The 25,615-nt window shown below is 49.0% G+C and carries 19 protein-coding genes, 1 tRNA gene and 2 pseudogenes; 10 read left to right on the top strand and 12 right to left on the bottom strand.

Going from position 1 to position 25,615, the window contains the following annotated elements; genetic code table 11:
• The 3 genes and pseudogenes from B7989_RS12680 to B7989_RS12675 form a co-directional block, all read right to left on the bottom strand.
• Positions 1 to 1,741: pseudogene (locus B7989_RS12680) on the bottom strand (hypothetical protein); the annotation flags it as partial.
• A 343-nt stretch (positions 1,742 to 2,084) separates the two neighbouring features.
• A complete protein-coding gene (locus tag B7989_RS14255) occupies positions 2,085 to 2,207 on the bottom strand; it encodes a hypothetical protein (RefSeq protein WP_255406455.1) in 123 nt (40 codons plus the stop codon).
• A 52-nt stretch (positions 2,208 to 2,259) separates the two neighbouring features.
• Positions 2,260 to 4,029, bottom strand: a complete 1,770-nt coding sequence (locus B7989_RS12675) for a PA14 domain-containing protein (protein WP_158212923.1) — start codon at positions 4,027 to 4,029, stop codon at positions 2,260 to 2,262.
• 220 nt (positions 4,030 to 4,249) lie between these two features.
• Here B7989_RS12675 and B7989_RS12670 point away from each other — a divergent pair, with 220 nt between their 5' ends.
• The gene (locus B7989_RS12670; RefSeq protein ID WP_144265066.1) at positions 4,250 to 5,506 is read left to right on the top strand and encodes a hypothetical protein; all 1,257 of its coding nucleotides are present in this window, start codon (positions 4,250 to 4,252) and stop codon (positions 5,504 to 5,506) included.
• A 20-nt stretch (positions 5,507 to 5,526) separates the two neighbouring features.
• On the opposite strand, the gene B7989_RS12665 is transcribed toward B7989_RS12670, so the two are convergent.
• On the bottom strand, positions 5,527 to 6,297 hold the full coding sequence (locus B7989_RS12665; protein WP_088628833.1) for a transporter: 771 nt from the start codon (positions 6,295 to 6,297) through the stop codon (positions 5,527 to 5,529).
• Between the two features lie 78 nt (positions 6,298 to 6,375).
• On the bottom strand, positions 6,376 to 6,687 hold the full coding sequence (locus tag B7989_RS12660) for a hypothetical protein (protein WP_088628832.1): 312 nt from the start codon (positions 6,685 to 6,687) through the stop codon (positions 6,376 to 6,378).
• 344 nt (positions 6,688 to 7,031) lie between these two features.
• Here B7989_RS12660 and lexA point away from each other — a divergent pair, with 344 nt between their 5' ends.
• Positions 7,032 to 7,682 (top strand): transcriptional repressor LexA, encoded by a 651-nt coding sequence (lexA, locus tag B7989_RS12655; RefSeq protein ID WP_072797577.1) that lies wholly within the window; start codon positions 7,032 to 7,034, stop codon positions 7,680 to 7,682.
• A 113-nt stretch (positions 7,683 to 7,795) separates the two neighbouring features.
• Here the strand turns inward: lexA and B7989_RS14100 are convergent, their stop codons facing one another.
• Positions 7,796 to 8,905, bottom strand: coding sequence for a hypothetical protein (locus B7989_RS14100; RefSeq protein WP_198959560.1), 1,110 nt, complete (start codon positions 8,903 to 8,905; stop codon positions 7,796 to 7,798).
• A gap of 3 nt (positions 8,906 to 8,908) precedes the next feature.
• Complete coding sequence (locus tag B7989_RS12645; protein WP_073322228.1) at positions 8,909 to 9,334, bottom strand: peptidylprolyl isomerase; 426 nt, start codon at positions 9,332 to 9,334, stop codon at positions 8,909 to 8,911.
• Positions 9,335 to 9,592: 258 nt separating this feature from the next.
• On the opposite strand from B7989_RS12645, the gene lepA reads away from it, so the two are divergent.
• Both lepA and B7989_RS12635 read left to right on the top strand, forming a co-directional pair.
• Entirely contained in the window at positions 9,593 to 11,413 is a 1,821-nt protein-coding gene (gene lepA, locus B7989_RS12640; protein ID WP_088628831.1) for a translation elongation factor 4, read from the top strand.
• 83 nt (positions 11,414 to 11,496) lie between these two features.
• The gene (locus tag B7989_RS12635; protein WP_144265065.1) at positions 11,497 to 12,618 is read left to right on the top strand and encodes a S26 family signal peptidase; all 1,122 of its coding nucleotides are present in this window, start codon (positions 11,497 to 11,499) and stop codon (positions 12,616 to 12,618) included.
• A gap of 235 nt (positions 12,619 to 12,853) precedes the next feature.
• On the opposite strand, the gene B7989_RS12630 is transcribed toward B7989_RS12635, so the two are convergent.
• Together B7989_RS12630 and B7989_RS14375 are read right to left on the bottom strand one after the other, a co-directional pair.
• The gene (locus tag B7989_RS12630) at positions 12,854 to 14,098 is read right to left on the bottom strand and encodes a DUF1015 domain-containing protein (protein ID WP_367269193.1); all 1,245 of its coding nucleotides are present in this window, start codon (positions 14,096 to 14,098) and stop codon (positions 12,854 to 12,856) included.
• A 99-nt stretch (positions 14,099 to 14,197) separates the two neighbouring features.
• Positions 14,198 to 14,695 (bottom strand): annotated as a pseudogene (locus tag B7989_RS14375) (DUF2062 domain-containing protein); the annotation flags it as partial.
• A gap of 117 nt (positions 14,696 to 14,812) precedes the next feature.
• Here B7989_RS14375 and B7989_RS12625 point away from each other — a divergent pair.
• The 3 genes from B7989_RS12625 (at position 14,813) to B7989_RS12615 (ending at position 17,801) form a co-directional block, all read left to right on the top strand.
• Positions 14,813 to 16,423: a hypothetical protein gene (locus B7989_RS12625; protein ID WP_144265064.1), complete on the top strand. Its 1,611-nt coding sequence runs from the start codon at positions 14,813 to 14,815 to the stop codon at positions 16,421 to 16,423.
• A gap of 23 nt (positions 16,424 to 16,446) precedes the next feature.
• Positions 16,447 to 16,914 carry a transcription elongation factor GreA gene (gene greA / locus B7989_RS12620; RefSeq protein WP_088628844.1) on the top strand — a complete coding sequence of 156 codons (468 nt, stop codon included), beginning with the start codon at positions 16,447 to 16,449 and terminating at the stop codon, positions 16,912 to 16,914.
• 83 nt (positions 16,915 to 16,997) lie between these two features.
• Entirely contained in the window at positions 16,998 to 17,801 is an 804-nt protein-coding gene (locus B7989_RS12615; protein WP_088628827.1) for a TatD family hydrolase, read from the top strand.
• Here the strand turns inward: B7989_RS12615 and B7989_RS12610 are convergent.
• From B7989_RS12610 to B7989_RS12600, 3 genes are all read right to left on the bottom strand, one after another.
• The gene (locus B7989_RS12610; RefSeq protein WP_088628826.1) at positions 17,789 to 19,834 is read right to left on the bottom strand and encodes a bifunctional diguanylate cyclase/phosphodiesterase; all 2,046 of its coding nucleotides are present in this window, start codon (positions 19,832 to 19,834) and stop codon (positions 17,789 to 17,791) included. The genes B7989_RS12615 and B7989_RS12610 overlap by 13 nt on opposite strands.
• A gap of 124 nt (positions 19,835 to 19,958) precedes the next feature.
• Positions 19,959 to 20,031 (bottom strand) — tRNA-Glu (locus tag B7989_RS12605).
• A gap of 64 nt (positions 20,032 to 20,095) precedes the next feature.
• Positions 20,096 to 22,048, bottom strand: coding sequence for a peptidylprolyl isomerase (locus B7989_RS12600; RefSeq protein ID WP_088628825.1), 1,953 nt, complete (start codon positions 22,046 to 22,048; stop codon positions 20,096 to 20,098).
• Between the two features lie 148 nt (positions 22,049 to 22,196).
• On the opposite strand from B7989_RS12600, the gene nadB reads away from it, so the two are divergent.
• From nadB to B7989_RS12585, 3 genes are read left to right on the top strand one after another with little or no spacing between them, the layout of a single operon-like run.
• Positions 22,197 to 23,780 carry an L-aspartate oxidase gene (gene nadB / locus B7989_RS12595; protein ID WP_088628824.1) on the top strand — a complete coding sequence of 528 codons (1,584 nt, stop codon included), beginning with the start codon at positions 22,197 to 22,199 and terminating at the stop codon, positions 23,778 to 23,780.
• A 34-nt stretch (positions 23,781 to 23,814) separates the two neighbouring features.
• The gene (locus tag B7989_RS12590) at positions 23,815 to 24,876 is read left to right on the top strand and encodes a serine/threonine-protein kinase (RefSeq protein ID WP_144265063.1); all 1,062 of its coding nucleotides are present in this window, start codon (positions 23,815 to 23,817) and stop codon (positions 24,874 to 24,876) included.
• A 25-nt stretch (positions 24,877 to 24,901) separates the two neighbouring features.
• Positions 24,902 to 25,612 carry a CvpA family protein gene (locus tag B7989_RS12585; protein WP_088628822.1) on the top strand — a complete coding sequence of 237 codons (711 nt, stop codon included), beginning with the start codon at positions 24,902 to 24,904 and terminating at the stop codon, positions 25,610 to 25,612.
• The last annotated feature ends 3 nt before the right edge of the window (positions 25,613 to 25,615 follow it).

The raw sequence follows: 25,615 nt of genomic DNA, 5'->3' as shown, positions 1-25,615 counted from the left end.
TGAACGACTTGACACCGGCAGGGATGCTCGCATTTACCGTACCCGTCTTCGGCATATCGATGTAGAGGCCGCCATCAGCAGTTAAGTTATTGGTAAATACTGGCGTAACGGTCACATCACTAAATGGCATGATAAAAGTAGATGTATTATTATACCATTTCACACTTGTTACATCCACAGTCATGTTTTCAGAAGAAACAACGTTAATATCCTTTAAAAGATAGGAACTGTTCGAAGGGGTTGCTGTCACAGAAACTGTATTCCCCGCCTTCGCAGAAGATACACCCGAAGCACTTCCGCCCGTAGCTGTTATATAAGTAATGGTATAAGTATCCTTCGCAAATACCGGCTTTATCGTCACATTTTCACCCGGCATCGTAAATGTCCATGTATTGCCAGAGCTCTTTGTAACAGACACGTTTGTTCCAGACGCAGTAGTTGCAGTCATGCTTTTGACGGCATAACCACTATTAGGGGTTGCCGTAATGGTAACTGAAGAACCTGTTTTAGCAGAAGATGCGACAGTCACCGTTCCATTAGAATATGAAGCCTTGGATATGCTAAATGATTGAGCGACAAGCGATGCCGTTAGATTCAATCCAGAATATATTTGGGAAGCATCCGTACGGAAATAAAGTGTCATTACATTCCCGTTGCTAGAAACAGTCCCAAAATTATACAAGCTTCCTGTTGTAGCGCTTGTAAGATCAGCTAGTTTCGTTCCACTTGTCCCAGCTCCCTCATAAACTCTCAAAAAATCTGCAACATGTTCGGTAACCATTGAGCCAGACAAGTTTATTTTATACCCTTTAGGAGCGTTCAAAGTCAAATAAGCATCGCAGTTATTTGTATAGTTTTCTGAAGAACCGCCATTGTCATAAATTTTAAAAGAGCTTATGTTGCTTGGAATATTCAAAGTTGCCGTTCTGCACAACATATCGACTGAAGAAAGATTACTTAAAGAAGTATAAGTCGGCGTAACCGTGACATTACTCGAAGGCATCGTAAATTGCAACGAGTCGCCACCATAGCCATCACCAATCTTCTTAACCTCCTTAAAGGGCAACAAATTTCCACTAGCATCCTTTATCTTGAGTGACGTCAAGAAAGGGCTAGAACCCGACCCATCATAAAGAGAAACCTTGGCACCTGCAGCAAAATCGTTATAGTCATCATAGCCAACACGTACACTATTAATAAGATACGGATCCCAAATATGCATTGAAGACGAAGACAGACTTACCGTATAAAGCGAAACCACAGAGACTTTAAGAACAAACCCGCTATTCGTGATACTTCCATCTGTGGCAAATTGAATAGCCATATGCGTTCCTGTAGTATAGAGCGGATCAAAACTACCCGAGGAGCGCGTTTCAAGCATACTCTCAAGATAATAACCACTCCAATCTGTGCGCATAAATTCTGAATTGAGGATTCGCAGTGTGTCGCGATTATTCTCAATAACCATATCATTGTATGGTTCAACCTTAAGAGCTTTACCGTAAGGAGCTGTAATAGACAAATAACCACTACAGCTGTTGCTATAGTTTGCGCTAGGACCTCCATCATCATAGACATAGATGTAACTCACATTCGTATTAATGTAAACCGTTGACCTGCCCGAACAAGGAACATTGACACCAGTTCCATTTGCAGTAACAGAAACATCACTTGCCCACGCCGATGAAATCAAAAGCGCTAGCAGAACAAATACAAATAACACATGAAAACCCTTTTTCATGCTAATCCTTCTTTATTTTTTGGTGTGGAGTGTTTTTTATTGCGATTTTTGCCAAAAAAGTGACAGTTCTCCCCCGTAATGCAGAGACAACTAACCGCCAAAAAGATGTGACAAAAATCACAAACATGCGGCGAAAGTTACAAATATCTGTTCTTTTTGTCAATTTAAACACACAAATTACAAACAACGAAATACAAAAGTCATTTATAGACAATAAGATACGTTATTTGTAAAAAATATTTTATCAGCAAAATATCAGACAAAATCGCCGCCTAACCCAAACAAAATAAGTCCCTTGACCAAATCAAGGGACTTTAAATTCTATAAAAACTAGACAACCTAATTAATCGAATTCGGTATTGGAAATCTCGCCCGCGTCCGGTTGAGTCGGTTGCAAAAGAACTGCTTGTGATTCAAGTTCGTGAATGCTCATCTTGGGAGCGGTGTATTCTTTTTTCTTTTCCATATAAAAAAATTAAAAAAGCGCACCACAAACGTCAATCGCCACCCAATATTGATTACTGGATGTTGAAAAAGCCTTTGATTCTTCCCAAAAGGTCGTACAGCTTGCCGTTTTTTTGCGGCATCCGTTGTGCTTTGACTTTATGGATGCGAGTCGTTGTTTGTTCTGGCACTGCCAGTTTTTGCATCGGATCTCCGATAATCGATTCTCCATAGAACCAATCGTAAAGGTCTTCCTTGTGACCGTACTGGTTCCTTTTTACCCTTTCGTTTACCCATTCCCGGAACGATTCGCCAATGAACTTGTGCTCAAAGGCGTAGTACATGAAACCATCCATTTGGTCGCTTCCACTGGTTTTGGACGAACCGATACTTACAAAACCGCCGTTAATCGTGTTAAAGATATGCTCGCTTCCAACAGAGGCACTATTGGCGTTGCCGTAGAAATCATAGCAGGTAAGTGGACCACAGCAGGCAAAGTGGAAGAATCTCGGTGACACACACATGTTTCTTTCCACTCGTGTTATATCCAGCCCGTTTCCAAGGCCAGTCTGGCCTCCGTGCCCACCATAAAGGGCCCAATCATACTTATCTGATTTTATGTTGTCTAGATATTCCTGCCCGTCAGCGATGGACTTATCAAGGGAGTCTGGGGAATAAAGAAGACTCAAACCATCAACGAATTTTTGGTCTAGAGGATTGTTTAAGCCTCCTTCCTCAGTTAGGAACATGGCACTACGCGTAGCTTTCTTGAACAAACCGAGATAGTAGTTGTGGATTTTCTCGAAATAGTTCAATAAAAGTGTTTTTGGGTTACCGTAGAAACCTGCCGTGTTGGGGTCAATTCGAGAAACCCATATTTCAAAGGAATCAGAAACTGCGCCACTTTTGGAATAGTGCCCGTCAAAAACTCCATTGGATTTTCCAGAAATCCAAAGGTGCTTTATGTCTTCTTCGGGGAGCGAATCTTTCATGAAAATATTTCCGTAATAGGTTTGGTTGAGACCGCGTGTGCTCTTGTCATTTTGACGCCAAACGGAATCAGGGATCGGTGTATAGGAGGCATTATTCCCGCATTTCCATTTTAGTGTAAGATAAGCGGCGCCATATTCCTCTGCATAGTTTAGTTTGAATTTGTAGAGACTGTCTTTCTTGAATTGAAAAGCGCTGTAATAGGGAATGTCCCAGTTGTTGAACCATGCGTCAATGAGCAGGGAATCGTTAATCCAAAGGCGTCTGTCGTTGTCCGTGGTAAGTTGCAGGGAACAAAGTGCGGTGACTGGAGATTTGATGTATCCGGAATATGCAATTGAAAAACTATCCGCCGGTACTTTCCCTGGTATCGGAGAACCATCGCGTACATCAAAGTTTAACGTTGTCGTGGTGGTTTCAAACAACTTTCCGCCATAGGCTTCGGGGCCTCCGGCAGCCGTGTCTTTCCAAATACCGTCAAGGTCCATGAAGTAAAAGTCTGTTACCCAACGTTGGTATCGGAATCCATATTCTGTTTTCTGGTAAAATTCAAATTGAGCGCGCGGAATGTCTCCAACAAAGATGGCGCCCGTGATAGAATCCTTCTTGCTTACGAGTATTTCTTTTAGGTCGGTGGCTTTCCCGCCGTTCTTCTGGGATTTGAAAGATATGACAGAGGCATTTACTTGATAAGTATTCCAGATGTCATCTGTATAGGTGTCTATGGCATCCTTGATTTCTTTGTCTTTTATCATTTCGTCGTCAACGACGATGAGGATATCAGATGCCCTACTCCATGCGCAAACAGAAAATAGGAGAAATACCCCCAAAAAATATTTAAGTGTATTTTTCATGAAAGCCCCCCTGAACTTCATTAAAGACAAAATCACTTTTTTGGGAAAATATATAATTTTTTTTGTTCAAAAGGGCTTTTTGTACGAAAAAGCGTGACGGAGCCTTGTAAAATGGCTCTGTCAAGTCATTTTTGTTGTTCTAATAACCTTTTTCGGCTACTTTATCGGGAATATTGCTAATTGCCCACCCATTCCTTTCAAATCTTCTTATTTTGGGAGAATGATGCCGTATACACGAATCATATCGACACTCCTGCTCCTCGCAGCGTTTGCGCTTGCCCAAGGCATCGGTCCCGAGCAAGTCGATTTCAACAAGGTAAAGGTAAACCCTGCCGAGATGCAGAGCGAGCTGAACACGCGCGCAGACCTGCTGCAGGCCCTAAAGACGGGCAATACGGCCAAAGTCGACAGCGCCCTTCTCGTATTGTCGTATGAAAAGGTGCCGGAATCGGCGATAGACAGTCTAGAAATCCTCCAGGTAAACCTGATACGGGGGCGTTACGACCTGGCTGTCCCGCAATTCGCGAATATGCTCATGAAAGAGCGTAAAAAAGTCCGATACTCCTTCGCCAACGATTCCCTATTCCATTACCTAAGAAACGAGACCCGCATTGCCCCCCGCCATCACTGGCATCGTGCGGAGCGCGACCAAGAAGGACGTCATTTGAAATTGAAGGGGTACATGACCGAGGCGGCACAGGCAAACATAAAGCAGGAATACAAGGATCTTGCATCCATTTTTGTGGATTTGCACCCTTATTTTATTTTGTACGATAAGGGATACTGGATTTATCTTAAGACCTTATCAGAGAACATCAGCCCTGACAGCATGGCAAACATTATCCGTATTCGATCAGAAGAAGGTGTTGATTTCCATAACGACATTGATACGCTTGCCGCCACAATGATGCTTATAAGAATGGAAGCCTTTTGCGAGAACTATCCGGAATCGGAGTATTCGGAGTGGCTGCAAACTGTTTCTAGGGAAATCGCAGACACTCAAAATCGTTACAAAGAATTCCGAAACTATTATAAAGAAAAACTCTATACCGGCGGCCTGGGGCTTGAATTTTTTCCATTAGGTTTCAGCGAAAGTAGTTTGTTACTTGGTGTTCCCGTACAGATATCGCGGCTCATTGTGACTCCATCTATGTTTGTGGGAGGAGAATTTTCTGACGCATTTTTTATTACAGCCGGCATAGATGTATATGAAAATAAGTGGCTGAAGGTTCAGCCGTTTGCGGGTGGGTACGACCTCTATACTGCAGGCATACAAGCGGATTTCCGTTTTTGGATGTCAAAAACGCCCGGCGAATTTCATGGCGCAGAATACATGACCCTTAAATTCCGCTATATGGGAATTTATTATGCTCCAGATATTGCGACAATTGGTTATAACCCTTCAGAAGAAACACCTTCGGTTAAAAAAGAATGGTACAACCGCTTTTATTTTGGCATAGGCGTCCACTTCTGGTAGGGATGTTTCAATTTGTCTAATTAGAAATTAAACAAGAGGGCCAAGCTAGCGGTTGTTATTACGCTAGGCTTATCGTCCGCATTAATCCAATTGCCAAAAGAAGCCGAGACATCAAGTGAAATACGATGGTTGATATCGTATGTTCCACCAAAATACGGCTCGATATATACTTCGCCACCACCATGAGATACCAGGAAATCGTAATGCTTGAATGCACCAATGCCTACGGCAAGGTTTGTCCCGATGTATGGGGTAAATTGCGGCGAAAGTCTAAAATCAAGTTCAGCTGCGCCAAATACCGATACGGGCGCTTCGTGGTCATCGCCTTTAGTTTCGAAATTGATCCCGAGTTCAGAACCGAAATTGAGCATCTGGCTGAATTCTACGGAATATTGCGCGCCAAGGTTGAATCCCCATGCCCCTTTTTCGTTATAGGAATCATCGCCAACGGGAATAAACACGTCTGTAAAAGCGTTCATGGAAGACAAGAACTGGTAACGTGCCGACAATCCGATGTTTCCGAGGCCGTCCATATCTTGTTCGTTTCCGTTGTCTTGGGTCATGATACGGTACGGTACACCGAGTGCAAGCTCTAGCTTCGGAATAACGGTGTATCGGGCGCTGGCTGCGGTTTCCAATATGCCGAAATCATGGCGGGTATATTCGTATGTTTGTAAGTCGGCGGCAACCTTGGCTTGACCTTTATGATTACCAAGAACGGGGAATAGGTCCCATGAGGCAAAAGCTGTACTTGCCACGAGAGCGCTTGCAAGAAAGATTTTCCTAATCATATTTCCAAACTATAAAAAAACACCCGGCAAAGGGTGTTATTTTTTTTAAACAGGATTTTGGACTAGGGGCTCTAATGATTAAAAAGGTGTAAAGAGTACGCCGATTCTATAAGCTAGACACATGATATCTGTAACGCCGACAAACAGTTCGTTGTCATAGACGTCTTGAGTCTGTATTTCAAGATGGCCTGTTATCGATAAATACTTGTTTACAATGGCTGTACCGCCGATAAGGAACGCGACATCGACAGAAGGCCTTAAATCGTAATCCACCAAGTTGATGGATTTGTATTTGTCTTGAATCGGAATAGAAATCTTGGTACCGACTTCAAACCAAGGGCTGGCATTTGATTCGTTTGTCTTCAAGAAGTATTTTTCTTGCGCAATCAAATAGGTGTATTTAATGCTTTGTCAGCGGGGGATAGCTCCGATGCGGTTTCTAGAGTAGCAGTTTGTGCCAAGGCTCTGTCAAGTCTGGTCGTATGGCTATTTTTTGGCTGTGGTTATGCTGCGGCGCCGAAACCTAAAAACTACCTAAATATGGCGATTTTGAAGTAAAAATGCAGTTTTCTAGGGGCTGACAAATCGAGAACAGTTTGCTAGCGCCTACTTTTTATACGGATTGGCTTGACGGAGCCTTGTAAAATAATGAAATTTTGTGCAGTGAACCTATTGACAATTGCCCAATTGTGCATTATATTTGTATATGTAATTTATTAAAGCGAGGTTTATACATGGAAAACAACAGCAAACGCAAGGAGCTAACCACCCGTCAAGAAGAAATCCTGGAATACATCAAGAAGTATTCCAAGGAAAATCGCATGCCGCCTACGGTCCGCGAAATCGGCAACCATTTCGAGATTTCTTCGACGAACGGCGTCCGTTCCATTCTCGCCGCCCTCATCAAGAAGGGCTATATCAACCGCTCCCCCAGACTCAGCCGCGGCATCGAAGTAGTCGACAGCGGCAATTCTGAAGCTTCGGAAGCTCCGGCAAACACCATTGAAATTCCTATCGTGGGCCGCGTCGCTGCCGGTACGCCGATTCTCGCCGTGCAGAACCTCGAAGGCACCGTCACCATCGACCGCGACTTCCTCGCTTGCCGTTCTGACGTCTTTGCGCTCCGCGTCAAGGGCGACTCCATGATCAACGCCGGCATTCTCGACGGCGACTTGATTTTCGCTCGCCAGCAGAAGACGGCTGACCGCGGCGAAATCATCGTGGCCCAGGTCGACAACGAAGCCACCGTCAAGTATTACCACCCCGCCGCAGACCATATCGAACTGCGCCCGGCCAACCCGCGCTACCGCCCGATCATCGTCAAGAAGGACAAGCACTTCTCCATCGCTGGCAAGCTCATCGGCGTGATGCGCAAGGTGAACTAATTATAGACTGCGCCGCCCGCGACGCATCGTCTTCACAAACTCGCTTATAAAAGAAATCCGCCCTCGGTTGAACCGGGAGCGGATTTTTAATTTCTGACTTTGTCCGAAAAGGATTAATCTTCCATTTCGGCGAGATCTTCTTCAGCTTCCTTCAGGTCGTCTGCGTCCGGTCCGATAATATCATCATCTTCTTCATCCAGAGAGTCTCCGTCCATGGCACCGAGCTGGTATTCCACCTTGCGGGCTTCCTTGGACTGACCGAGCTTGAGGATGGCGGCGCATTCTTCGCAGAAGCCGAGATGCTTGTCGACCCAGAATTCCGGAGACACGAGGTTGCGGTTGCAGCGCGTGCACATCTGCGTGGCGGCTTCGCGTTCGAACATCTTGTTCTGTTCTTCGAGTTCCTTGAGAATGCGTTCCGTCAGTTCTTCCTGCGTTTCTTCGGCGAGGGACGACTTGTGGCGGATTGCAGAGGTCGGCTTCATGTCAAGGTTCTTGACATCGCTGGACATCTTCTTCTTGTTGGAGCGGTCTTCGGATTCGTCGACCTTCACGAACATGATAGTCTTCGAAAGACGCTTCACACCCTGCAGGAGCACGGCGTAGGCGTAGTCCGGAGCGTTCTTGGACTTCTTTTCGACAACCGGAGTTTCAGCCGGCTGATCAACGGGTTCGGCCGTTTCGACCGGCTTGGTGTTCTTCGCCTTGCCAGCCTTCGGAGCCTTGTCGGCCTTGACTTCAGGCTTTACTTCGAGCTTTTCGACCTGCTTGGGCTGAACCTTGGCAGGCTTTGCCGGAGCAGCGGGCTTTGCAGCCTTAGCCGGAGCGGCCTTCGGAGCGGGCTTAACCGGAGCGGCCTTCTTGGCCGGAGCCTTCGGAGCCGGTTTTGCCGGAGCAGTCTTCTTAGAGTCCTTCGCCTTCGGAGCGGGCTTTGCCGGAGCAGCCTTCTTGGCCGGAGCCTTCGGAGCCGGTTTTGCCGGAGCGGCCTTCTTGGCAGGAGCCTTCGGAGCCGGTTTTGCCGGAGCGGCCTTCTTGGCCGGAGCCTTCGGAGCCGGTTTTGCCGGAGCAGCCTTCTTGGCAGGGGCCTTTGCTGGCTTTGCCGGAGCAGCCTTCTTCACAGCTTTAGCAGGGGCCTTGGCGGGCTTTGCCGGAGCGGCCTTCTTGGCAGGCTTTGCTGCGGGTTTCTTTGCCGGAGCCTTGGACGATACTTTCTTAGAACTCATAGATTACTTCTTTTCCACGATAGTGATGTTAATAATTTTATCATTGGGTTCAATACGGCAAACGACATCTTCGCCTTCGAGAACCTTACCGAACACCGTGTGCTTGCCATCGAGGTGGTGCTGCGGCGTCTGCGTGATAAAGAACTGCGAACCGTTCGTATTCGGGCCACGGTTGGCCATCGAGATAACGCCGGCTTCGTGCTTCAAAGAACTGATTTCGTCATCGATCGTATAACCGGGGCCGCCCTTGCCGTTACCTTCGGGATCGCCGCCCTGGATCATGAATCCGGGAATCACGCGATGGAACGTGAGGCCGTTGTAAAAGCCCTTGTTTGCGAGATCGACAAAATTGGCAACCGTGTTGGGTGCGGACTTGAAATCGAGCGAAACCACGATTTTGCCTTCGTGAGTCTCAATAATTGCATCGATTGCCTTAATAGCGGAATAGTCCTTGTTGAACACCTTTCCCTGAGCGAATCCAAAACTGAAAAAGCCAAGTACGAGGGCTGTCACAAGGGCAACAAAAACGAGAGGTCTTTTCATATCAACCATGACTGATGGTGCACATCTTTGATTTATATTGTTAATATAGCTTTTTTTGTCAAAGTCCATTGCGCATTTTCTATATTTAGCCCGAAAAATAGCAGGATTCACCCGGTAATTTCACCAGATAATCTTATCGTAATTATGCCGCAAAACGACAACATTAGAAATTTCAGCATTATCGCCCATATCGACCACGGTAAATCGACTCTTGCCGACCGAATGATTGAACTGACCAAGACCGTTTCGAAGAACGAAATGACGAACCAGCTCTTGGACGACATGGACCTTGAACGCGAACGCGGCATTACCATCAAGGCCCACGCCATTCGCATGGTGTACGAGAAGGACGGCAAGGAATACATTCTGAACATGATCGACACTCCAGGGCACGTGGACTTTACCTACGAAGTCAGCCGTTCCCTGGCCGCTTGCGAAGGCGCCATTCTGGTGGTGGACGCAAGCCAGGGTATCGAAGCCCAGACGCTCAGTAACCTCTACCTCGCTCTCGAAAACGACCTGGAAATCATTCCGGTGCTCAACAAGGTGGACCTTCCGGGTGCACAGCCCGACCATGTGGCACAGCTCGTAGGCGACTTGCTCGGTTACGACCCCGACAGCATTCCGCGCATTTCTGCAAAGACCGGCCTGAACGTGGACCAGGTTCTCGACAAGATCGTCGACGAAATCCCGGCCCCCAAGGGCGATACGGGCAATCCGCTCAAGGCTTTGATTTTTGACTCCGTGTACGATTCTTACCGCGGCGTGATCAACTACATCCGAATTGTCGAAGGCACCATCAAGGCCGGCATGAAGATCAAGATGATGAAGACCGGCGCCGAATACATGGTGACAGAAGTCGGAACCTTTAGCATGCGCCGCGACCCGCGCGAAGAACTGACTGAAGGCATGGTGGGTTACGTGCTTGCCAACGTGAAGACGATTAGCGACGTGAAAATCGGCGACACCTTGACCGATTCCGCCAATCCGGCAACTGAGCCGCTCCCGGGTTACAAAGACATTCTGCCGATGATCTATTCCGGTATCTACCCCATCAACCCGGAAGACTACAAGGACTTGCGCGAAGCTTTGGAAAAGCTCCGTCTGAACGATTCGGCCATCAGCTGGGAACCGGAAACTTCCGAAGCGCTCGGTTTCGGTTTCCGCACAGGGTTCCTCGGACTCTTGCACATGGAAATCGTGCAGGAACGTCTGGACCGCGAATTCAACGTGGACATCATCACGACGGTGCCGAACGTGGAATACCACGTGTACATGAGCGACGGCACGATGGTGAAAATCGAAAGCCCCTCCAAGCTCCCCGATGCCAGCCGTTACGACCACATCGAAGAACCCTACGTGAAGGCGCAGATCTTTACGCCCAAGGAATTCGTGGGTGCACTCATGACGCTCTGCGAAGAAAAACGTGGCGAATTCGAGACCATGGAATACCTTGACGAAGAAAAGGTGATTCTCAAGTACAACCTGCCCCTCGCCGAAATCATGTTCGATTTCTACGACCGTTTAAAGTCTGTGAGCCGCGGCTACGCTGGCCTCGACTACGCCCCGAGCGAATACCGCAGAAACAACCTCGTGAAGCTGGATATCCTCTTGAACGGCGACCCGGTGGATGCATTCTCGGTGATTATCCACAAGGACAAGGCCCACACTTACGCCAACGCCATCTGCGTGAAGCTTAAGGACCTTATTCCGCGCCAGCAGTTCGACGTGGCCATTCAGGGTGCCATTGGCGGCAAGATCATTAGTCGTTCCACCGTGAAGGCCGTGCGCAAGGACGTGCTTGCCAAGTGCTACGGCGGTGACATCACCCGTAAGCGCAAACTCCTTGAAAAGCAGAAAGAAGGTAAGAAGCGCATGAAGAGCATCGGTTCTGTGGAAGTGCCGCAGAAGGCATTCCTCGCCGTACTTTCGTTGAGCGACAACTCCACCAACAACGGGGACTAATTCCAATGTCCAGGCTTTCGAGAAAGGTGAAAAGGCTGCAGCGAAAGAATTCGCAAAGCCATATCTTTCTCTTGTTCCTGTTCTTGTTATTCATTTGCGGAGCAGCCTTTGTCGCACGCCTTTATGCGATTGCGCCTGTCAAGATTATGGATGCGTCGATGACGCCCAAGTTCAAGGAACAGTCTATCCATTGGATGTGCAAACTACCGCAATGTCTTTCCAAAATCAAGGAACAGGATATTGTCTGGCTTTCGCTCAAAAGCGGCGAAACCATGGTACGCAGGGTGCTCGCCATGCCGGGCGACTCCATTGAAATCACAGACAAAGGGCGCGTGCGTACGCCGCACCGCAATTACAAGTGGAAGGGCGAAGACGCCTTTATCCAGAGCCAAACGATTTACGTTCCCAAGGCCGGCGATACGCTTTATTTTGATAAATTAAATGAGGTCGAACAAGACTACATTTTAGCCTACCTGCATACCCATGGCGAAAAGATTGCAATCAAGTCGACGCTCTGGCAGGGCGACCGCGAAATCAACATTGACCGCGTGGGAGCCACCAAGATCGCAAACCGCCAGGTAAGCCTTAAGGAAGTCGACTATTTGCCGTGGCAAGACCGCTACCTGATCGAGCTCCAGATTCGTCAGGCCGAGCCGGGCAACGCCCCCATTAAAATCAAGCGCGAACTGTTCCGCCTGAAGCCCGCCAAGCTCGAACTCACTCCCCCGCCCACGTCTTCTGCAGACTCTATTGCGGGTGATTCCGTCAAGACCGATTCCGTGAAAGTCGCACACGCCGATTCCAGCGCAACTGCAAAGGCCGACACGACAAAGAAAGATTCGACGAAAAAGGATTCTGCCGTCGCGGCACCTGCAAAGCCTGCCCCTGCAAAAGAAGAACCGGAAAAATACTTGGATGAGCCCTTGAACATGATTGTCATCGAAGAAGACTGCTATTACATGACATGCATCAAGGGCTCCAGCTGCCCCGATTCACGCGAGCTCGGATACTTTACGCACAAGGACTTTATCGGGCGCTACTTGGAATGGCCGGACCGCTTCAAGAACCGAATCATCGTTCCGGCCAAGAAATTCCTCGACAAGTCAATCGAATACGTCCTCTCGCTCTTGACTCCAGAAGAAGATTCAGAAGAGAATACTTCTGACAATGAAGAAGTCGAAAACAAGAGCGATTCCACAAAGTAAATTCTTTTAGATTGTCACACGAATTCGATTTTACTAACGTAAAATCTATATATAATAATTTGTTTTTAACAGGAATCACGTTAGTGATTCCCAATCAGTGTGACAATTATATTGTTAAAAAATGCCGTTAAGCATTTCTAATCCATGTGGTTTCCAAAAAACTTTCATGCCCAATTGATACAGCAAAAAAGGTCGCGATATTATCGCGACCTTTTGAATTTCTATTACCGATCGATTAGTCCAGCGAGTGAACCAGGAGACCGTCGCGGAGCTTCGGTTCAAACCAGGTGCTCTTCGGCGGCATGATTTCGCCAGCGTCGGCGATATTCATGAGCTGATCGAGAGTCGTCGGATACATAGCGAAGGCGCAGGCGCATTCACCGCTGTCAACGCGCTTCACGAGTTCGCCGAGACCGCGAATGCCACCGACGAAGTCGATGCGCTTGGAAGTACGCGGGTCGTCGATATCGAAGAGCGGCTTCAAGATGAGCTTCTGGAGGAGAGCCACATCGAGGCTGTCCACCGGGCCGAGGTTCTTGAGGTATTCGGCCTTGAACGTGCAAGCGTACCACTTGCCGCCCATGTAGAAGTTCACCTGGTTCTGCTTGGCCGGGCTCTGCATCTTGTCAAGTTCGGCAATGTCGAACACCTTCTTCATTTCGTCCATGAGCTGTTCCGGAGTACGACCGTTCAGGTCCTTGAGCACGCGGTTGTAGTCGAGGATCTTGAGCTGGGTGCTCGGGAAAAGGATGGCGAGGTAACGGTTGTATTCTTCGTCACCGGTGTTGTTCGGGTTCTGTTCAGCGCGGAAGCTTGCGGCGCGGGCACCGGCTGCACTGCGATGGTGACCGTCGGCAATGTAGCTTACCGGAACGGCTTCGAAAGACTTGCGGATGGCTTCAATTTCGGCGTCATCGTCGATAATCCAAACCGTGTGGCCAAAGCCGTCACCCTTGCTCACAAAGTCATACACGGGCTTACGCTTGGTCACGGCACCGAACACATCAAACTGGCCCTGATCGCGGTAGGTCAGGAACACCGGACCGGTGTTGGCGTTGGTGGCAAGCACATGGCGCAAACGGTCTTCTTCCTTGTCGGCGCGAGTGAGTTCGTGCTTCTTGATAATGCCGTTGAAGTAGTCGGCAGCGGGCACGCAGCAAACGAGACCGTACTGTTCGCGACCGTTCATGGTCTGGCGGTAAACGTAGAGGCAAGGCTTCTTGTCGTAAGCGATCACGCCGTCGGCAATCATCTTGTCCAAGTTTTCACGAGCATGCGCATAGACTTTCGGGTCGTAAGCATCCACGGAATCAGGGAGTTCCAGTTCCGCACGGGTCACGCGCAGGTAGGAATGCGGGAGCCCTTCGGCCATTTGCTTGGCTTCGGCGCGATTCATCACGTCGTACGGGAGGGCAGAAATCGTTTCGGCTTCGGCCGGATTCACCGGGCGCAGCGCCTTGAACGGGTAAATGTGCATCATAGGGTGTTTTCCTTTGTGTGCTGCTTTAATTAAAGCTTCGTCTTCGGCAATCAAGCTCTGGATGTAGCTTGTCTTTGCATCCAGCCACTTTTTCTTGCGATAATTTACAATAAAATAGGCCAGGAAAAAGAAGATTGCACCGCCAATGGCAGCCACAATCGTGATTCCTATCATAAAGGCCGCCAAATGCCCCGCCGCATCATGCCACAGGTGTGAAATTACCGTAATGCAGTTCTTGAACGAAAGGCCTTCGAATTCCGAAAGGAAGTCGAAATTGATCTTTTCGGGGTTTAAAATTTTGCATCCGATAGCGTAACCCGTGGGGTAAAAGAAACCGAACTGGGTAAGAGGGTTAGCAACGAAAGAAGAAACAATCCCAGGCACCTTCGGAAGCCTGAACAAGGCACAAAAGGCAACAGTCAAAATAATTGCGACACCGATCGTGGGCCAAATACCGATAAAAACGCCCGCGGCAACCGACCAAGCCACCTTGAGCGCATCCTGGCGCTTGGGAAACATGCGGTTGTAATAAATACGACTCAGTCTCTTGTACTTGGACTCGGACTTGTCGATACGCTTATACTTAAAATGAATCATTGCGAGCCAAATATAGCTTTTTAGGCGAAAGATTAAAGATGGAAAAACGAAAGAATTATGCGAAAAATGACGTGAAGCTATTCTTTGTGACCAAATAACTATATTTGATATTAGCTTATGAAAAAAATACTCTTGGCTGCATTTATTCTTGTCGCCTGTTCAAGCGACAATTCTGTATCCTCTAAAGACGAATCCCCCGCAAGCTCTTCAAGCAACGGGATTGAATCGTCAGCAGGACAATCCGAATTCTCATTAGACTTTGATGACCGCTGGCCAGATTTGTATACTACATTATCCAGCATCTGTTCTGAATATCACTTTGCTGAAGGCGAAATAAGCGAAGTGACATTCGACATCTGGTCTCCTGAAGCCAACAAGCTCAATTTGAAAAATGTCAAGGGCGAAATTACCGATATGGGAAATGGATGGTGGAAATTTTCTGCGCCATCGGACTTTTACGAAAAGAACAAAATCGAAGACGGTGATTATCAGATACAATGGTACATAAAAGGAAAACCGAGTAAAGACTCCCCTCTTGATTCCACTTCTGCGAGCCACAGCATCGTCCTAGACAGGGTATCTCCTGAATACGAGCTGACAATCCACAAGCCCGTCGTGTCACAAGAGAACGGTTTGCATTTTATCCAAATTGCGCCCAAAGAAACCGAACAGGCATCCAAGATCACAAGATTCCTACGGGTCTTCGCGGTAAATAAAGAGACAAAAGACACCCTCGTCCTATTCAACACAAGGAATGTCTTTTCCGAGAAATTTGTGAATTTTAAATCCGGCAAATCCGAATGGAGCGGAGCGGCTGATTTGTACATCCAAGGTTTTGACAACGCTACACCAAACAGGGAATTGTCTAACCTTTTAAGCAAAATCGAAAAAGATTCCACCAAATCTCCATGGAGCGACGTGATTCACGGAGATTCCTTTGTTGAAGGAATTAACGGAACGACTATACATAAGGAAATTTTTATTGACGACGCACCTCCGGCAGTCTCCGCTCTAAAAATCGACCTTATTTCTGCTACCATCGATGACATTCCTGAATTTCAGAAGATTCAAGGCGACGACGAACTGCTTTTAAACAAAAACGACACCTTGAACATCTCCTTTGACATTTCCAAAAAGCTATTCGACCAGGAATCCACCATCGTCGACCTCCAAATCATTTTGAACGATTCCATTCGAGACTATAAAAGAACTTTCGAGTATCAATTGGCAATGAAGGATTCTGTTGAACATTTCGAATTCAAGGAAACTGAAGACGAACAAATCCGTCGTGATGGGATATATTCACTTTCTATCGTAATGAAGGACGAAAGAGAGAATGTCTTAACGCACTCATGGTCAAAAACGGTCCGCGTCGACAGAACGGCACCTAGTATCATGGGGGTCGAAACATGGAATGTACAAGTTCCTGAGTTCTCTGAACTACACGATAGCGCAACCGTATTCTTGAACCAACTTGGGGATATTGAGGAAAACAGGTCTGACCTATCTTGCTTTATTAGAAAACAATACAATCAAGAGAAATCTGCTTGGAAAAGTATCGGCACAGAATCCAAATCCAAGACAGGGGTAGACCAAACATCATATCAATTCGAATATCTTGACATGATGTCTGAAAGCGATTCCGGAACGGTCATATTTTATGCAGGATGCTTTGATGCTGCTGCAAACTTTTACTGGAAAACCGATTTCTTTAGTATCGGAGAATAGATCACTTTTTTACATTTATGCCGATGAAACACTTGATTTCTAAAGAAGGCTTTGAAAAGTTCAAGGCGGAATGGGAACACTTGAAATACGTGGAACGCCCGGCGATGATTAACCAGGTGCAGGCGGCTGCAGCCGAGGGTGACCGCAGTGAAAACGCAGCCTATACCTATGGCCGCATGCGCGTGCGCGAAATCGACCGCAGGCTCCGCGAACTGGACCGCATCCTGGACGGCGCGCAGGTGGTCGAATCGCAGGCATCTGACGACGGCACGATCCGCTTTGGCGCTACAGTCAAGATGAAAGACATCAAGACCAAGCGCGAACGCACCTACTCTATCGTGGGCGAAAAGGAAATCGACCCGCTGCAAGGCCGAATCAGCATGAAATCGCCCGTAGGCGAAGCCCTGATGGGCAAAAAACAAGGCGACCAAGTGCAAGTCCAAGCTCCCAAAGGCCTGATTACATACGAAATCGTGGAAGTTAAATATTGATGATGTGTAATGTGAATTGTGTAATGTGAAATGAAAATTTTTCCCATTACTCATCACACATTCCACACCACACATTGGTAATTATGTTTATCGATACGCATTGTCATTTGGATTCCTACGAACAGCATGCCGGCGAAGCCGTCGGCAATCTGTTTTCACGCCTCGCCCACGACCCGGACCAAAACATCCAAGCTCCCGAGGCCTATATTCATGTGGCATGCGATCCGGCGGATTTTGCCCGCGCGCAGGAGCTCTCTGAAAAATATCCAAATGTCTACGCCGCTTACGGGATTCATCCGGAATATGTTTTGACGGAAACCGCCGAAGACGAAGCAAAACTGCTGGAATACCTGAAGCACCCCAAGTGTGTGGCGTGTGGCGAATTCGGGCTCGATTACCACTACGGTTCAGACACCAAGGCCGAACAGGTCAAGCTTTTTGAGCGCCACCTGGAACTCGGACTCAAATCGGGCAAGCCGCTGGTTTTGCACTTGCGAGAAGCCGACGACGATGCGCTCGCCGTGCTCCGCAATGCCGACCTACGCGGAAGCAAGATTCACGTTCACTGCTTTACGGGTTCGCCCAAATTCTGCGCCCAGTTGCTGGACTTGAAATACCGTGGAGCAAGCATTTTTGTGGGCTTTACGGGAATCGTGACGTTCAAGAATGCACAAAACGTGCGCGACGCCGCGGCGCTCGTGCCCATGGACCAGATGCTCCTAGAAACGGACTCCCCTTACATGGCCCCCATTCCTTACCGCGGAAAGCCCTGCCATTCGGGCTATATTCCCTACATTGCACAGGCTCTCGCCCAAGTAAAAGAAATCCCTGTAGAACAACTCTACAGGGACTGTCGTGAAAATACGCGTCGCTGTTACGGGATATAGCTTTCCCCAACGTAACCTCTTTCGATTACAGGGATATCCATCGCGGCCTTTTCTGCAGTGGCAGACGATGCTGGCAGATAATGCTGCTGCAGGTATTCGTAAGCCTTGTCGGCAGATAGCGGTTTGCTGAAATAGAAGCCCTGAATCAGCTTGCAGCCTTCGGACTTCAAGAAGTCGAGCTGTTCTTCGCTTTCGACGCCTTCTGCAATCAGGTCCAGATTCAGGGACTTGGCAATGCCAATCACCATGCGGGCAAAAGAGGCATCTTCTTCGTCGTCGGTCACGTGGTCAATGAAGGACTTGTCCATCTTGAGCGTATGAATCGGGAACTGTTTGAGGTAAGAAAGGCTGCTGTAACCCGTACCGAAGTCGTCAATCGAAATCTGGATACCCATTCCCGAAAGAGCCTTCATGATCTTCACCGTCTTTTCGGCTTCGCAAACGGCTGTGTATTCGGTAATTTCGAGCTTCAGGTTCTTGGGGTTCAAATGCGTTTCGAGCAACACCTGCTTGATGTCGTCGATCATGTTGTCGAGCGCAAACTGCTTTGCCGAGAAGTTCACGGCCACCTGGATATCGGTAAATCCCTGGTCAACCCAAGCTTTAGCCTGCAAGCACGCCATTCTCAGAATCTGGGCACCCATCGGGATAATGAGGCCAGTCTCTTCGGCAATCGGGATAAATTCTGCCGGCGAAATAAACCTGTTTTCGGACTGGTTCCAACGGACAAGCGCCTCGAAGGCGGACACGCGGTTTCCGTTAGCGATATCGACAATCGGCTGGTAGAACAGCACGAATTCGCGAGCCTGGAGAGCCCTGCGGATATCGAATTCAAGCTTGTAGAGCTTCATGGCCTTTTCACGGATGCCACCGCTAAAGAACTGGATTCCGCCATGAGCCACGCTCTTCTTCATTTCGCGAAGGCTGGAGGTGACGTTCGCCATGATGTCTTCGACGCAGTCCACTTCGCGGTTGAGGGCCACCGCCATCGAAACGCCAATATAAAGTTCACGACCTTCCAGTTGGATGGGCTGCTTGACCGCATTGTGGATTCTGCGGACTACAGCCTTGATATCGTTATCGTCGTCATTAAACTTGATATCGTGCAAAACAATAGCAAACACATCGGGACCAATTCGTGCAATCGTGTCACCCACGCGGCACTGGGCCTTAATACGGTCGGCGACCACGCGCAAAACGCTGTCGCCTACATTAATGGAATAAGATGTATTGATTGCGCCAAAACGGTCGATGTCCAAAAGGGCCACCGCAAACAGGTAATCGGGTCTCTTGAGAGCCATGTCGACATCGACTTTGAGCTTTTCAAGGAAGAACTTGCGGTTATAAACGCCGGTCAGGGCATCTTGATAGGCGTAGTAGTAATTCTGCTTGGCCTGGGCCTGCTTGTCGGAATATTCGTTCAAGGCACCGACAATACGGATGGGATGCCCGGAATCGTTCATCTGCACGTGGCCAGAAAGCATCAGGCTGCCTTCGCCGGACTTTGCCTTCAGCAAATTGACCGTCAAGCTGAACTTTTCGCCATTTTCGAGGGCGACCTGCAAGGCCTTCTTGAACTGGAGCCAGTCACTTTCGACAATGCGTTCCTTGAGCAAGTCAAAGGAATCGAGCATGGTACTCGATTCGGCCTGCAAGAGCTTGATGGCACGGCGAGACCAGTAGACTTTTCCGGTAATGACGTCAAAAGTCCAGAATCCGCTGGCAGAGATATCGACCATCATCTGGAACAGTTCGTCACGTTCCATGAGGTCTTTCTTGAAATCACGGATGGGGGTCGGATCGGCAGTCGGAGGGGCGATATTGACATCTTCGCGCATGCGCTTGCGGTTGCCAATAATCGGAAAACGATACAAAACAGCCACTACAACCAAGAAAAAGTCTGCAAGAATGTAAGGGATCGCCCAAATGAGACGCTCCTTACCCGATAGAATTTCTGGAATGAATGCTGCAAAGAAAACGCTTGCTATAACCAGCAAGAACCTTAAGACCACTTTTTCGTCAAATAATCTCATTTACCCATCCGTATGGGCTTAATATATAAATAAATTTTAACAGTGTAACTAAAAATTTTATGTTTTTTTTGATAGTGGATAGTTACACGAAAACAGAAAAACGGACCCGACGGATCCGTTTTAATAGTGCCAAAGGGACTCGAACCCTTGTTACCGGCGTGAGAGGCCAGTGTCCTGGACCACTAGACGATGGCACCGAAATTTGCCTATTTAGCGCGTTTTTAAGGCGACGCCAAATATAGCAAACCACCAATTTTCTGTCTAGTCTCTGTAGTAGAGGTCGAGATTGCTTTCTACAGCGGTCGAATTTTCGAGGTTGTTCACAAATTCGTTGAACAAGGTCATTGCGGCGTAGCTGGAAGCATTGGCGATATCGGACTTGACGGCTTCCTTGACGGCAGCTTCTTCAGGAACCTTCTTGGAAACGACCTTGACCATCACGGCACCGTTTTCGGTAGCGACGGCAGAGCTCCATTCGCCTTCCTTGGTATTTTCGAGAATCTTGGAGATACGGTTGCTGCCATAGCCGAAGCCCGGCACATAGCCGTCGACAGAGGCGGTTGCCTTTTCCACATTCACCTTTTCAATCTTGTTGGCTGCAACAGCGGCAGAATCAGCAGCGCTATCAGCCGGAGCCCAAGCCTTCACCTTGTCGGCAACAGAAGCGAGGTAAGCTTCAGCAGCGGCAGCGGCCTTGTTGCGGAGCAATGTGCTCTTGATGTTGTTGAAGTACAGATCGAGGCTACGTTCGCCGGCCTTGAGATCCTTGACCTTTTCGGCAACGACAACCCACTTGTTGTTCTTCAGGATCGGAGAAACCTTGCTGGCTTCGTCCGGGAGGTTTTCGTTCGGCCAGGCGTAAGCGGCGAGACCCTTCAGGTAGCCGACACCTTCGATATTGTCGCCACGAGAAATCCAGTTAGAAGTATGAACGTCGAGGTTCTGTTCCTTAGCGGCATCGGCGAAGGTCTTGCCGGCGTCGACAGAAGCCTTGACCTTGGTGAGGATGCCTTCGAGGCTATCGATGGTTTCGGAAGAAGCGTTCACGACGAGGAGGATGTGAGCCACCTTCACGAGATCAGCACCGGTAGAGTCCTTGGACTTGCCGAGGCTCTTGATGATGTGGTAGCCAAAGCGGGTACGAACCGGTTCGGAAACGGCACCGGAATCGAGACCGAAAGCGACATCTTCGAATTCCTTCACGTAGACACCGCGACCCACATAGTCGTCGCTCAAGACACCACCCTTTTCAGCAGTGGAAGCATCTTCAGAAGAAATACGGGCCATGTCTTCGAACGTGGTGGTCGAAGAGGAATCGGTCAGCTGGTAGTAAAGGGTCATGGCGTATTCGCGAATGCGGGCGTCATCACCGGCAGTAGCTTCGACCGGGAGGTATGCAAATTCAAACTGGGCCATGTCCTTCTTCACGAAGAAGCTGTCGCGATGGGCATTGAAGTAGCCAGCGACCATCACGCTATCCACGGCATTTTCGTCAACCTTGAAGTCTGCACCAGTTGCAACCGCCACCTGCAGTTCGTAGTCGGTCATGCGGCGGTTAGCACTCCAGTTAGCTTCGAGAGACGTCGGGTGAACAGAAGCGCCGACCAGCGCCTGCAGTTGGCGCACCGGAATGGTGTTCGTCTTCAGGTCATCTTCGAGCTGAAGCATCACGCCCCAGCGGAAAGCTTCGGGAGTCTTGAGCCAAGCGTCGTATTCATCCTTGTTGAAGGTAGAATCGGTAAGGAACTTCGGGAGGCTTGCAATGTAGGCATTGCTACGCTGCATCAGGTCTTCCTGACTGGTAGCCTGCTGCTGGATCATGTACAGGCGGCGCTGGGCTTCTTGCACCAAGCGGGCACGCACGGCATCCGGATTGCGGCTGAATTCAGATTCGAGTTCGGCAACCGAGGCGCTCAGTTCAGCCTTTTCGAACTGTTCGTTCAAGAGAATCTGGCGAACAAAGCTACGGAAGACTTCGCTACGCAGCTGGTTGTACTGTTCGTCTTCGAGGTGCTGACCCTGGTACTGGTTCTGCACGATGTTCTTGATACGGGAGTCGAACTCGGCATAAGTAATCTTCTTGTCGTTTACAACGCCGACCGGATAGCTGTGTCCTTGGTTCGGGACGCGGTCCATGGCCAAAAGGCCCACCACGATACCCGCGGCAAAGATAACGATAATCCACTTGGCTTTTTCATTAATCCACGTTAACATAGAGTAGACTCCATAGAAATTTTTGTCGGGCAAAATGTAGCAAAAAAAATCTATTACTTTTATTTTGCATTCAAATAATGCCGAAATAGCCGTTTTTTTCTATCTATATATACCGAAAAAAACAAAGTTTAGTCAACGGAGTTCGGTCATGTACGACATTTTGGTTCTGGGAGCAGGAATTTCTGGTTTGAGTGCAGCACTCCATGCAGCAGAAAAAGGCTTTTCGGTTGTTATCCTCACTAAAGGAGCAAAACCGGACGGCTCATCGAACTACGCTCAAGGCGGCATTGCCACCGTTACCGAAAAAACAGACAAATTCAAGTTCCATATCGACGACACGTTGGAAGCCGGCGCAGGTCTTTGCAAAAAGGAACCCGTGAACATCCTGACCAAGAGCGGCCCGAACACCATTCGCCAGCTGGTCAAGTGGGGCGTGCAGTTCACGCCCTCGCCCGCCGACAAGACCCAGTTCGACTTGCACTTGGAAGGCGGCCACAGCCACCACCGCATTTTGCATGCCGCAGACCTTACGGGTAAAGAAATCATGCGCGCATTGCTTGCGGAACTCCACAAACACGAAAACATTCACTACATCGAAAACTGCTACATCAAGGACTTGATCTGCAAGGGCGAAGGCAAGAACAAGCGTTGCATCGGCGCCAAGATCATTCACCAGAAGACAGGCCTTGTTGAAAACCTTTACGCAAAGGCTTCTATCCTTTCTACTGGCGGTGCCGGTCGAATCTGGCAGTACACCGTTTGCCCGCCCGATAGCTGCGGCGACGGCATGGCCATTGCAGCCCGCGCAGGCGCAGCCTTGCAAGATATTGAATTCATGCAGTTCCACCCCACGAGCCTTTACGCCCCGAACCTCAAGAAGCCGTTCCTGATTTCGGAAGCCGTGCGCGGCTTTGGCGGAATCTTGAAGAACGACAAGGGCGAAGAATTCATGAACCAGGTGCATCCGTTGCACTCCCTTGCACCGCGCGACATCGTGGCCCGCGCCATTCACAGCGAAATGCAGCGCTTGGGCAAGCCCAACATGTTTATCGATCTTTCGGGCCGCACGCCCAAAGACATCAAGAGCCATTTCCCGAACATCTACGCCAAGTGCATGGAAGCAGGCATCGACATCACCAAGCAATGGATTCCGGTGGTGCCGGCCGCACATTACATGTGCGGTGGCGTACTGGTCGACACATGGTCCCGCACCGAGATTAAGGGTCTGTACGCCTGCGGCGAAGTCGCCGCTACCGGCGTCCACGGCGCAAACCGTCTGGCTTCGAACTCGCTTCTGGAAAGCGTCGTCTTCGCGATTCGCGCCGTCGACAACATTAGCGAAAGCGGTCTCCTGAAAGAAAAGATCACCACAAGCAAGTCGAACAAGAAAGAAAAAGTTTCGTTCACCAAGTCTGCCTACTGGCGCAAGCGCAAGAAAATTCTGCAAGACATGATGTGGACGCATTGCGGCATCGTGCGCACGATTGCCGGCTTGAATCAGGGTCTCAAGGTTGTCGAAGAACTTGAAAAGGATGTCGATGCCGCCATCAAGAACAAGGAAACCGAAAACCTGTACTACCTTGAATTCCTGAATGCACTGCAGGTGTCGAAGATGATTCTGATTGCAGCACTGCACCGCAAGGAATCTCGCGGACTCCATTACATTCTGGATTATCCGAATCTTGACCCGAAGACAAAGCATCACACGATTTACTTGGACTGCAAAAAATAAATAAATTGTGGTTGGTGTATTTAGGAAGTTGGAAGTGTCAAGCGAAACAAAAAAGCCTTCGAAGATTGGTGGATACACACCGACGCAGGAATTAGGTTCCGGCGCCATGGGCCAGCTGTGGCTTTGCCATGACAAGTCGCTCGACCGCATGGTCGTGGTCAAGCAAATGCAGCAGGACATCGAAGACAACGATGTGAATGTCCGCCGCTTTATGCAAGAAGGCAACATTCTTGCGCACTTGAACCACCCCGCCATTACCAAGCCCTACGCCCTTTGGAAAGAAAAAGACGGCAAGCTTTCGCTGTCCATGGAATTCGTACACGGGCTCACGCTGCGCCAGATTCTTGACAAAGTAAAGCAGCCGCCTCTGTGGGTGGTTCTGAACATCTTGCACGAAATCCTATGCGCCTTGGGCGAAGCACACCGCAAGGGAATCGTCCATCGCGACATCAAGCCCGCCAACATCATGGTCGATAACGACGGGCGAATCCATTTGCTTGACTTCGGCATTGCGCACACCGAATCTCCGCTCAAGTTCAACAAGGGCGAAGACGCCGAACGCCTCACGCAGACAGGAGCCATTCTCGGCACAGTCACCTACATGAGCCCCGAACAGACTGTCGGCGAAGAAGCCACTCCGGCCTCCGACCTGTTTGCCGTAGGCATTATCGCCAGCGAAATGCTCATGGGCCAAAACATTTTCCGCGGCACGAACTTCAGCGACACGCTCCAGAGAATCCAGAAGCTCCGCGTCACTGAAAAGGCTTTCGACAAGGAACTCCCCCGCCGCTTAAAGAAGTTGATTGCCAAGATGCTGAACAAGGATCCGCGCAAGCGTCCGCTCACCGCATTCGATGCCGCCGAGCAGGTTTCGCTTGTCATGCGCAATTATCCGCGCGACATGGTTCCGTATACGGCCATGTGGATTTACGCCATCAAGGATTCTATCAAGCAGAAAACCGACTCTATCGACGAAACGCTTTACACCGAACCCCCGATTTATCCGACGCACATCAAGTTCCACTTTTTCAAGGGACTAGGCATCGGCGCTATTATTGGCTTTTTAATTTGTTTTATCATCACACGATTTATTTAGTGAACTTTTTTAGAAAACAAATTCCATGAACGCAATAGACATCGTCTGTCTCATCATCATTCTCTTTTTAATGTTGCTCGGATTATGGTACGGATTTTTCCGCGGGATATTCCGACTGATCGCCTGGGCCGCAGGCATTGTGGGCGCCTATTTTGCATGCGACTTGCTTTCTGACTTTATTTCAAGCACCTTGCAGGCCAGCGCTTTTTCGACAAAGCTGGTTTGCATGTGCATTGGTTTCTTGGTTCCGTTCCTGCTGTTCCTTTTTGTGGGGCGATTCCTCCAGCACATTACCGAGAACACGACCGTGGGCAAGGCCGACCGAATTCTCGGAGGAATTTTTGGCGTCATCAAGGCATTGCTCATTTGCTTTGTATTGCTGACGATTCTGCACCTGTTCCCCTTCGGCGGAATTATTCCGGAAACCCGCGATAACGCTTTCGCTTACGACGCCTATAAGGCAACCCTGGAACTGATGGGTTACTCTTCGAAGCCGGTGAACTTGCTCGACGTTGCCGAAAAGAAGGCCAACGAAATCACCAAGTCCATTACGGACAAGGCAGCCGAAAAGGCATCCGAAGCGGCCAAGGAAGCAGCGGACAAGGCAACTGAAGTGGTCAAGGAATCTGCCAAGGAAGCCGCCGACAAGGCAGCCGAAGTCGCCAAGGAATCGGTCAAGGACGCCGTCGACTCGCTCAAGAGCACCGCTAAAGAAGCAAAAGAAGCCGCTAAATAGCCG

Origin of the sequence: Fibrobacter sp. UWB5 (assembly GCF_002210295.1) — a bacterium.
In the GTDB taxonomy this organism is placed as follows: Bacteria; Fibrobacterota; Fibrobacteria; order Fibrobacterales; family Fibrobacteraceae; genus Fibrobacter.
Note: the sequence above shows the minus strand (reverse complement) of the source record. Positions and strands in the feature narration are given on the sequence as shown.